Genomic DNA, 10,527 nt, shown 5'->3' on the forward strand with positions numbered 1-10,527 from the left:
AGCCCTGCTGCGCGATCCACAGCTCGTCCGAGGAGACCCGGTGCCACGCGGACGACTCCCCCGCGGGCAGCAGGAAGTGGATCAGCGTCGCGGTCGGACGCACCCGACCGTCCGGCAACGTGACCGACACCGGCGAGGCCCAGGTCCGGCGGTACCAACCACCCTCGGGATGCGGCTCCAGGTCCAGCGCCTCCGCGAGTGCGGGTCGGGTCACAGGGCAGCCTCGATCGCCGGGAGGCGCTCACGGAACGCCGCCACCCGGTCGCGGGTGCGCTGGGGCTCGCCGACCGTGCCGAGGTTGATGAAGCCCTGGTCGCCACGGGCCTGCCCGGCCTCGATCCGGTCGGCGGCGGTCGACATCCGCTCGACGACCGCGCCCAGGACCGTCATCGGTCCCCATTCGCCGTACGCGTCGACCAGCAGGTCGAGCCTGCGCACGACGTCCTCGAGGGGGATCTCCCGATAGAGCGGGATCCCGGTCCACGCCAGGAAGGCGAGGTCGTCGATCGCCCGACCCGGTCCGGCCATGTCCCAGTCGATCATCGCGACGAAGTGGCCGCTCTGGATGATCCAGTTGTAGGCGCCCGGGTCGTGGTGGCAGATGATCTGGTCGTCGGCCAGGGTCGCCGCCCCGCCGCGCCACGGGAGCTCACCCTCGGGGCGATAGCCCTCGACGAGGTCGTGGAAGTCGCGCAGCCAGACCACCGCCTCGGTCAGCACGGTGTCCAGCACGACCTCCCGGTCGATCGGCACGCCGCGCCCCTCGACGTACTCGAGCACCTCGCGGCCCTCCTCGTCGAGGCCGTGCAGGGTCGGGATGCCGCGCAGCCCGTTGTCCCACAGGTACGTCAGCAGGTCGTGGACCGCGGGGGTCCACGGTCCCGTCGGCCGGCGCACCGTCCGGCCGATGCGCGTGGCACCGCCGACGGCTCCGGGCAGATGCTCTGTGTCGTCCTCTGGCACGCTGTCATCGTGGCACATTCTCATTCGCACACGTCGATCGACCACGGACCACCGCGCAGGAGATTGGCGGTCACGCTGACCGCCGTGGTGCTCGCGATCGCCGCTGGAGCGTTCGCCGCGATGATCGCCCTGTGGCCCGCCGAGCAGGCCGTGCCGCGGAGCCAGAACCCGTACGGCGCTGCGGGCGTCAGCACGCTCGACGCCACCGTGACGAAGGTCGCCGCATTCAACTGCAACAGCGGCGGCGAGGGCCCCGACGGCGAGATCGAGGTGGAGGGCGACTGCGCCCACGTCACCGCCCGCACCTCCCGCGGGACCGCGACGTTCGACCTCGACGCGGCCCGCCACAAGGCCGGCATCTCCCCCGGCGACCGGATCCAGGTCGTCAAGGTGCAGCCCGCGGGGCAGGCCGCGACGTACGAGTTCCTCGACTTCCGCCGCGGGCTGCCACTGACCGCACTCGCTGCGATCTTCGCGGTGCTGGTCATCGGGGTCGCCCGGTGGCGGGGGCTGTTCGCCCTGGTCGGCATCGGGGTGACGCTGCTGGCCCTCACCAAGTTCATGCTGCCGGCGTTCCTCGCCGGGGAGTCGCCGCTGCTCGTGGCGGTCGTGGGATCCACCGTGATCATGATCGTCGTGCTCTACCTGGCCCATGGGGTGTCGATCCGGACCACGTCGGCGCTGTTCGGGACGCTGGTCGGGATCGCGCTGACCGCCGCGATCGGCCTCGCCGCGACGGGGTGGACCTCGTTGACCGGGGTCGGGTCGGAGGACGACCAGCGCCTCATCGCGACCGTTCCGGAGATCCCGCTGTCCGGGATCGTCGCCGGCACGATGGTCATCGCCGGCCTCGGCGTCCTCAACGACGTCACCGTGACACAGGCCAGCGCGGTGTGGGAGCTGCGGGCGGCCCGCCCGGCGGCGCGGGCCGGGTCGCTGTTCGCCTCGGCGATGCGCATTGGCCGGGACCACATCGCGTCCAGCGTCTACACCCTGGTCTTCGCCTACGCCGGCTCAGCGATGACGGTCCTGCTGCTCGCGACGGCCTACCAGCGCGGCTTGGCATCGATCGCGACGACCGAGGAGATCGGGCAGGAGATCGTCCGCACCCTGGTCGGAGCGATCGGCCTCGTGCTGGCGGTCCCGGTCACGACACTGTTCGCGGTGTGGCTCGCGCCGCCCCGCACCCCGGAGACGGTCAAAGCCCCGTCGACGCCCGTCCCGGGGCGGCACAGCGGCTCCCACGCCGGCCCCGCGCTGACAGCCTGACCGTCTTCGCCGGCCATGGTCCGGGACCTTCGGACCGGATTCACGGGCGTTGCCGTCGCACTCGGCCCGTTGGGCGGTAGCATGGTGCCAGCACCGAACCACGCCGCCGCCCGTCGAGCACCTGCTCCACGATCGCGACGCGACAACAGCTGAAACGGTTTGGGCACGCCACATCGTGGGCAGCCACTGCTCCGGTCATCCTGCATGACCGAGGGCCCGGTTTCGGGGGGTACGACCGCTGGGTCGGTCCCCTCGACGAAGCCGGTCCCGGACCAGGCGCAGTGACGTCACACCCACCACGATGCGCGTGCCTCGCACTCCGAAAGAGGAGCTCTTGGCCAGACAAGGTCGCCGCCAGTCAGGCGCCACCCGCAACGCCCCCCGGCGTTCGGGCGCGCGCGCACCCGGCAAGGACGGCATCATCCCCGTACTCGCGCGCGCCGTGCGCGAGGTCGAAGGCAAGGCGCAGCGCGGTCCGCTGCCCCCGTCCGCCCGCACGAAGTTCCAGGTCGTCGCGATGCTGGTGCGCGAGGAGCGCACCCGGATCAAGGCCGACGCCGCCGCGACCGAGGCCCACCGCAACGAGCAGCTCAAGCGCCTCGACGGGGTCGCGACGATCCTGGCGCAGACCGTCGCGCTCGACCCGACGGTCTACACGCTGCTGGACGAGAACGCGGTCTTCACCGACGCCGCCGACACGCTGCGCAGCGAGATGCTCCAGGCCGCCGGCATCGAGGTCGTCACCGAGCAGGTCGCCGACTCGTCGGCCGTCGCGGTCAACACCCGCAGCGTCGTGCCGCAGTCGGTCCTGTCCCGCCAGCTCGCCAATCCCTTCCTCGCCCCTGACTTCTCCGCCGTCGCGCCCAAGCAGGCCAGCCCGCGTCGGTTGTCGACGTGGGAGCTGCTGGGACCGCTGTTCCGCGCGTTCGAGTACGGCGGGGCGTCCTCGTGCATGCCACTTCCCGAGCCCGGCTTCCTCATGACCCCCGGTGGGCTGGAGCTCATGCCGCACCAGGCGCAGGTCGTCGCGGCCGCGGCGGAGGGCCACCGGACGTACCTCCTGGCCGACGAGCCCGGCCTGGGCAAGACCGCCCAGGCGCTGCTCGCCGCCCACGCCGCCGATGCCTATCCGTTGCTCGTCGTGGTCCCCAACGTCGTCAAGGCCAACTGGGCGCGCGAGGCCGACATCTGGACCCCCAGCCGCACCGTCACCGTGATCCACGGCGACGGCGACACGATCGACGGCTTCGCCGACATCGTGGTGGTCAACTACGAGGTGCTGGACCGGCACGTCGGCTGGCTGGGTGACTTCGGCTTCCGCGGCATGGTCGTCGACGAGGCGCACTTCATCAAGAACAAGTCGTCCCAGCGCTCCAAGCACGCGCTGGAGCTCTCCGAGCGCATCCGCGCCCGGACCGGGCGCCCGCTGCTGATGGCCCTGACCGGCACCCCGCTGATCAACGACATCGAGGACTTCCGGGCGATCTGGCAGTTCCTCGGCTGGATCGACGACAAGAAGCCCCTCGGCGAGCTGATGGAGTCACTCGAGGACACCGGTCTGACGCCGCTGGACTCCGGCTTCTACTCCGCCGCACGGACCAGCGTCATCGACATGGGCATCGTCCGGCGCCGCAAGATCGACGTCGCCGCGGACATCCCGGCCCGCCGCATCGCGGACCTGCCGGTCGAGCTCGACGATGCCATCGGCCGGTCGATCCGGGAGGCCGAGCGCGAGCTCGCCCGCCGCCTGGTCGCCCGCTACGACACGGCGCTCGAGACCCGCTCCGCGGGCGTGACGGTCGAGGGCATCGACCACGATCTCGTGCGCCGCGTGGCCACGTGGGAGCGCGAGGACACCTCGACCGAGAAGACCGGCGAGAACGTCTTCGGCATGATGCGGCGCATCGGTCAGGCCAAGGCCGGGCTCGCCGCCGACTACGCCGCCCAGCTGGCGCGCAACGTCGGCAAGGTCGTGTTCTTCGCCAAGCACGTCGACGTCATGGACGTCGCCGAGGAGACGTTCGCCTCCCGCGGCATCCGCTACTCCTCGATCCGCGGCGACCAGTCGACCAAGGTCCGCGAGGCCAACATCGACGCGTTCGTCAACGACCCCGACGTCGAGATCATCGTCTGCTCATTGACCGCCGCCGGTGTCGGCATCAACCTGCAGGTCGCGTCGAACGTCGTGCTCGCCGAGCTGTCGTGGACCGACGCGGAGCAGACCCAGGCGATCGACCGGGTCCACCGCATCGGCCAGGACGAGCCCGTCACGGCGTGGCGCATCATCGCCGCGCAGACGATCGACGGCCGCATCGCCGAGCTCATCGACAGCAAGGCCGGGCTCGCCGCCCGGGCGCTCGACGGCTCCGACGAGGAGGTCGGCTCCTCGATCGACGTCCAGCTCGAGGCGCTCGTCGTCCTGCTCACCGAAGCCCTGGAGTCCCGCTAACCGCTGGCAGTGACGTTTGGGCCCCGGAATCGTCGATTCCGGGGCCCAAACGTCACTGCCAGCGGTGGGTGAGTCAGTCGCGGTCGGGACCGGCTTCTGCCGCCAGGTCTCCGGGACGACCCTCACCGGTGTCGGCGGAGTCCTCCGCCTCCGCGGGGACCGGGCCGGGGTTGGCGAGCTGGCCCTCCTCGTCGGCGGTGCTGTCGTCGGTGTCGTTGCGCGCGTTCACGGGATCTGAGGTCATGGGGCGTATGTACCCCGGGTGCCCGCTCCCACACGCGACGTCGGGTGGGGGCGGTCCTCTTCGGCAGGACATGGCGAGGGGCCCCACCGTCGTTTACAGTGACACAGCACGGTCCGGACCCTCGCAGCGGCAAGCAGGGGGGTCCGGACCGCGTCTGTGGTCCCGAGATCTTGCGGTGGAACACCCGCACCGGCTGGGAACAACCGGTCCGGGCTCGGGCCCGGCCCCGGCGAGGATCTCCATCTCCGCCGGGGCCGAGCCCTTGGCTCACACGAGCTGGATCACTTCACCGTCTTGGTGTTGGTGGTGTCGCTCTTGGTCTTCGCCGTGGCGCTGACGACCGCGATGTACTTCGTGGCCTTCGTGCCGTTGGCGTCCTTGACCTTGAACACCTTGTTGCCGTTGCTGTTCAGCGTGCCGGAGGCGACGAGCTTGCGCTTGCCGCTCACGGCCTTGTACAGCTTCACTGCGGCACCCTTGGCGCTCGAGGGAGCGTTGACGGTGACCTCGTCGGCCGACTTGCCATTGCTCGATCCGAGCAGCTTGGCGACGATCGTGGCCGGGGCCGGCGGCGTGACGACCGGCTTGGCGAAGACGACCTTGACCTCCTTGGTCGACGCGGCCACCGGGTTGCTTCCCTTCCTCAGCACGGCCGTGACGGTGGCCGTGCCCTCCTTGGCGCCCTGGAAGACGTAGGTTGCCACGCCGTCCTCATCGGTGGTGGTGTCCCTCGACTCACCGTTCTGCAGGTCGTCCGGGCCCGAGCGGAAGAAGTCGACCTGCGCGCCCTTGATCGGCATGCCGTTCTGGTCGAGCGCCGTGTAGGTCACGATGACCGTCTTGCCCGGCAGCTGGTCACCCTCGGCATTGCTGGTGAGGGTGTAGTCACCGGCGGCGTGGTTGATCGCGTACCAGTCGATCGTCTCGGTGCCGCTGACGGTCTTCCTGGCCTCGTCACGTGCACCCTGGACCTCCGGCTTCACCGGGTCGGAGTCCTTCCAGACGTTGGACTCGGTGTCCCAGGCAACCTTGATGGACTGCGAGAGATCCGTGCTGGAATCGCTGGAGGCGGAAAGGACCGACTTGTCCGCCTCGAACTGGCCGCGAACGGTGCCGGCTGAGAGGTCGGCGTCGTTGGTGTCGTCCGAGACATCCACGGCCTCGTCCGTCAGGTTGCCGAACTGGTCCTTGACGAACACGTCGAGGAACACCTTGCTCGTGCCAGCGAGCTGTGCCTTCGGCAGGGACTTGGCCTGGCCGGGAGCGATCTCGACCGTGGCCGAGCCCGGGTTCAGCGGGTCGGCGGAGTCGAACTCCGTGACGGTCTCGTCGTTGGTCACGCTGCCGGCCTTGACCGTCAGCTTCGCGTCGACACGACCGTCGTCGTCGAAGCCGGCGTCACGGCCGATGGCGACCGTGACGGTGACCTTGCCGTTGGCGTCGGTGGTGGCCGACTTGGTCTTGCCCTCGTCCTTCCAGACGCCGTAGAGGCCGCCCACGGCCAGGGCCGTCGCCGGCGTCAGCTTGGCCTCGGAGTCGGCGTACGTCGTGAAGAAGCCGTGATCGAGGGAGAGGCTCACCGCAGCGTTCTTCAGCGGATCGCCGTCCTTGTTGGTGACCGTGACGGTGTACGACACCGGGCGACCCGGAGTGGCCTCGCCATCGACGAGCTTGTCGCCGGCGCCGATCGCGATGGTCTTGACCGCCAGGTCGACGAAGTCGACCTTCAGGTCCGTGGTGTCCGCGAGGTCGATCTTCAGATCATCGCTCTTGGCGTCGAGCAGGCCTCCGATCTCGCTGAGCTGCGGGTCCGGAGCGACGGCGGCCGCATCGGCAACCGCCACCGAGAAGGTGCCGTCCGCCGCGGTCTTGACCGTGGCCTCCGTGTCACTGACCCGGGTCGTGCCCGCCGGCTGCGATGCGGCGAGCTTGGCGTCGTCCTTCGCCGTGAACGTGACGGTCGCGGTGCGGCCGCCGAGCACGGTGCCGTCCTCGAGGGCGATGGTGCCGCCCTGCTTCGAGGTGGTGCCGGACTGCACCTGCACGGCCGTGGTGTCCCACGTGATCTCGGCCTGGCCGGCCTTGACCGTCAGCGGCGCGGCGGACAGGTCGCCCGCGCCCTGGCCCGGAGTGCCGTCCTTCTCGATCCACGTGTTCAGCGTGTACCGGCCGGCCGGCTGACCGACCGGGAAGTCCACGTTGCCCGTGGCGGCGTTGATCGTGGCCTTGACGGTCGAGTCAGCGACCTTCGCGTCGAAGGGCTTGATCGTCCAGGTGCCCTGCACCCCTGTGATCGGCGTGGTGGCCGCGCCGTTCTGGTCCTTGGCAGTGACCTTGATGTCACCTGCCTCGTTCTCGTCGAAGTCGAACGCCGCGCCGTCCTTGGAGGAAGCCGCGATGCTCTCGACACTGGGCGTGTAGCTCTTGACGGTCACGGTCCGCTGGAAGTCGTCCGCCGACTGGTAGCCGGCATCCTCGGTGGTGTTGACGTGGAACTTGTAGCTCTCGCCAGCGGCGGAACCGGCGAGGTCGGCGAACACGGCCTGACCCACCGAGTTCGTGAGCTTGATGTCGCCGGCCTCGTTCTCGACCTGGGCGCCGGCGACCGGCTTGCCCTTCTGGTCGCGCACGGTCACGGTCGCGGCGGACTTGGCCGATCCCTGCACGAGCTCGGGGCTGGCTGCTGCGGTGACGGTCGCGATGGTCTGCTCGTAGAGCTTGACGATCTCGGCGTCGTCGGAGCCGGCGGTGGCCACGATGACGGCCTCGTCAGCGGCGGTCGACGTGACGCCGTCAACGGTCGTGGGCTTGCTCCACTTGTAGCCGGACAGGTCGACGACGCCGGAGAAGGCGCTGACGCCGCTCGGGTCGGCGGGGAACACGTCCGCGGGGTTCGCCTTGCCGGATCCGCTGGGGCTGCTGACCTCGGGCGCATCCTTGGACGACGTGGTGCCGGACACAGCGGCGAGGGACTTGGGGCTCGCGTAGGGCTGGGTGAACACGCCGATCTCGGAGCCGCGTGCGTTGGTGATGTCGACTGCCGTCGAACCTGCTCCGAGCGCCACCGACCTGGGGGCGGAGACGGAGCCCGTGATCGCGGTGCCGGCGGCGTCGAGGCCGACAGCCTCGATCGTGACGAAGGCGCCCAGGACGTTGGCCGGGGGCGCCCACTCTGCCGAGAAGCCACCGTTGGCGCGGCTGACCGTGGCGATCGCCTGCGACTCACCGCCGAAGACCTTGTACTGGAACCTGACCTGCTTGACGTCCGCGCCGGCGCCGGCGAGCAGGTGGACAGTGCTGTTCACGCCGTCGTTCTGGGTCGAGGCGCTGCTGGTGCTCTGTGAGTAGATCGTGACGGCGGTTGCTGCCTGTGCCGAGTCGAGGGGCTGCGCCGAGGCGCTGCCGACGAGGCCGGGAAGGCCGGTGACCGCGAGTGCCGAGATGGCCGTGACGGCCAGTCCCCGCTTGATGCCGCTGCTGTTCATCTGAATCCCTTTTTTTGGAGTGGTTCGATCACGGCCGGGTCACCCCGTCCGTCGGTGGTTGGAGACCCACCTGGGGCACATGCCTTGATGTTTCAGGCTGTCTCCACAGGCTAGGAGACACCCCGCCTCGGTGTGACTTGTTGCACACGACCAGGTCCGGTGACAACAAATCAGAATTTGGTAGACAAGCTCTCACGCTTAGGTCACCATGACGCGAGTGCACACCCCCGTAATGGGATCTTCACGAGGAATTCACATGAAGGAACGATGTGTCGAGCGATAGTTCACCCCCGAGCGATCCCTTGCGCCGTCGCGGGCGCCCGCAGCAGTTCCCCTACGATCCGGCGCCCATGGAGGCCGAGCACGTCGCGGTCCAGCAGCGGGTGTCGTGGCTGCTCGCCACGTCGCGCCTCCTGAGCGGCAACCCCTCTCTGGCCAGCCGCGAGGACTTCCTGCAGCAGCTGCACGCACGGGGGCTGGTGGTCGACTCGACCCGCATCAGTCGTTGGGAATCCGGCGACCACCGCGTGCGCGACAACGTCGTGGAGGCGTACGAGTCGATCCTCGGCCTTCCAAAGAGCTCGATCGTGGCGCTGACCGCGAACCTGAGGCGGGCCAGCGGCATCGACCAGGAGGTCACCGATCACGATCACGACGACGGCGTCCTCGACGACCTGTTCGACCGGGCGATGCACCACACCCTCACCGGATCGGATTGGTTGAGCCTCGCCACGCGCATCTCCGGGTTCGAGCGCTTCTACGTCACGCCCGAGGTACGGACCACGCTGTGCGACACGCTGTTGGCGGAGCTGCAGCTCTCGGTGGGCCACGCGCAGGTCACCCGTACGGCCGCGGCCAACCTGGCGATCGGCAACCTGTCCTTCCGACGTCAGATGTCGCGGAGCCTCGGTGCGCACATCCTCAGCAGCGACGCGCAGGTGTTCCGACCGGCCATGCTCGTGCTGCGGCACGTCAACGACGACTCCGTCAGCGACCTGGCGCTGCGCCTGATGTCGAACGAACGCCCCGTGCTTGCTCGCGCCGCGTCGAGCGTGGTGGCGATGAAGCTGAGCGAGGGCCGCTACGCCGGGGAGTCCCTGTTGGCCGTCGAGAGGCACATCCTCCAGGGCATCGGTGCGTCCGTGGGCAGCTCCCGATCGCTCGTCTCACTCGACCTGGTGGCCCGGCTCCCGGCGGACTCCTTCGCCCGGATCTGGCCCCACATCGTCGACCGGCGGCTGCGGCGCCGGGTCCAGCTGGCCCGTGAGACCGGCGAGCTCGAGCCGCCCGAGGTCACCCGCGACGTGGTGCACGACGTCGCTCGCGTGACCCAGGCGGCGACCCTCGCACGCTTCACGCAGGAGCCCGACCAGATGCTGATCAGGCTGGTGCGGGAGGCCCTGTTCCACGTTCGTCACCAGCGTCGCGCGCACGCCAGTCAGCTGCTCGGCGCCAGTCCCTATCGATCCGCCCTCGTCGGCGCCTGCCTCGATCTGGTGGGGGACGAGAACGCCTTCGTCGCGGCCCGCGCGTGGGATGTGCTCCACCGCTTCGGCCCCATCCAGGGCACCGACCTGGTGGACCGCGCCCTCGACGAGACCCGCCACGAGCCGCAGATCCGGGCGCTGATCGCCGTCGGAACGGCATCGGGCCGGCTCAGCGAGTCCGACGCCGCCAGGCTCGCCGCCGTGGCGTGGGACGGTCTCCCGGACGTCCAGCACGCCGCGACGTACGCCCTCGGCATGACCGGATCGACCGAGGTCGAGCGACTCCTGGAGCACACCTCGCCCCATCAGCGCGAGGCCGCAGCATGGTGGCTGAGGCTCGGACCGGCCGTGACCGACCAGACGTCGGCGGAGCCCGGGGTCCACGCCGTGGCCTGACGCATCACCCGGCCGACAGCTGATCGCGCCGGCGCCTGAGATATGCCTTCTCGGCGGGGTTGTCGGTCGCTCGGATGGCGGCGTCGTACGCCGCCCGGGCCTCGGCGCCCCTCCCGAGCCGGCGCAGCAGGTCGGCCCGGGTGGCGTGCCACGCGTGATAGCCCTCCAGCCCCACCGGGTCGACGAGCGCCAGCGCCACCTCCGGCCCGTCGAGCTCGGCGACGGCGATGGCAC

At 69.9% G+C, this 10,527-nt stretch carries 7 protein-coding genes and 1 pseudogene; 3 read left to right on the top strand and 5 right to left on the bottom strand.

The window, feature by feature from the left end; translation table 11 throughout:
• A partial coding sequence (locus JWQ91_RS15695) for a cupin domain-containing protein (RefSeq protein ID WP_297786273.1) occupies nucleotides 1–214 on the bottom strand: 214 nt, incomplete at its 3' end.
• On the bottom strand, nucleotides 211–963 hold the full coding sequence (locus JWQ91_RS15700; RefSeq protein ID WP_297786276.1) for a phosphotransferase: 753 nt from the start codon (nucleotides 961–963) through the stop codon (nucleotides 211–213). The genes JWQ91_RS15695 and JWQ91_RS15700, both read right to left, overlap by 4 nt.
• Before the next feature lie 9 nt (nucleotides 964–972).
• On the opposite strand from JWQ91_RS15700, the gene JWQ91_RS15705 reads away from it, so the two are divergent.
• Complete coding sequence (locus JWQ91_RS15705) at nucleotides 973–2,232, top strand: YibE/F family protein (protein WP_297786279.1); 1,260 nt, start codon at nucleotides 973–975, stop codon at nucleotides 2,230–2,232.
• Nucleotides 2,233–2,674: 442 nt separating this feature from the next.
• Complete coding sequence (locus JWQ91_RS15710; RefSeq protein WP_366521394.1) at nucleotides 2,675–4,681, top strand: DEAD/DEAH box helicase; 2,007 nt, start codon at nucleotides 2,675–2,677, stop codon at nucleotides 4,679–4,681.
• Between the two features lie 73 nt (nucleotides 4,682–4,754).
• Here the strand turns inward: JWQ91_RS15710 and JWQ91_RS15715 are convergent, their stop codons facing one another.
• Nucleotides 4,755–4,925 (bottom strand): hypothetical protein, encoded by a 171-nt coding sequence (locus JWQ91_RS15715; RefSeq protein WP_297786284.1) that lies wholly within the window; start codon nucleotides 4,923–4,925, stop codon nucleotides 4,755–4,757.
• A 281-nt stretch (nucleotides 4,926–5,206) separates the two neighbouring features.
• A complete protein-coding gene (locus tag JWQ91_RS15720; RefSeq protein WP_297786287.1) occupies nucleotides 5,207–8,410 on the bottom strand; it encodes an Ig-like domain-containing protein in 3,204 nt (1,067 codons plus the stop codon).
• A gap of 350 nt (nucleotides 8,411–8,760) precedes the next feature.
• On the opposite strand from JWQ91_RS15720, the gene JWQ91_RS15725 reads away from it, so the two are divergent.
• Nucleotides 8,761–10,293, top strand: a complete 1,533-nt coding sequence (locus tag JWQ91_RS15725) for a hypothetical protein (RefSeq protein ID WP_297786290.1) — start codon at nucleotides 8,761–8,763, stop codon at nucleotides 10,291–10,293.
• 4 nt (nucleotides 10,294–10,297) lie between these two features.
• On the opposite strand, the pseudogene JWQ91_RS15730 reads toward JWQ91_RS15725, so the two are convergent.
• Nucleotides 10,298–10,527, bottom strand: a pseudogene (locus tag JWQ91_RS15730) (RNA polymerase sigma factor); the annotation flags it as partial.

The organism is Aeromicrobium sp. (assembly GCF_025965075.1).
Taxonomy (GTDB): Bacteria; Actinomycetota; Actinomycetes; order Propionibacteriales; family Nocardioidaceae; genus Aeromicrobium.

What these genes read in the sequence shown, in the direction of transcription:
- JWQ91_RS15715 (WP_297786284.1), bottom strand. Translation starts at nt 4,925, where the DNA reads ATGACCTCAGATCCCGTGAACGCGCGCAACGACACCGACGACAGCACC.
- JWQ91_RS15725 (WP_297786290.1), top strand. Translation starts at nt 8,761, where the DNA reads ATGGAGGCCGAGCACGTCGCGGTCCAGCAGCGGGTGTCGTGGCTGCTC.
- JWQ91_RS15720 (WP_297786287.1), bottom strand. Translation starts at nt 8,410, where the DNA reads ATGAACAGCAGCGGCATCAAGCGGGGACTGGCCGTCACGGCCATCTCG.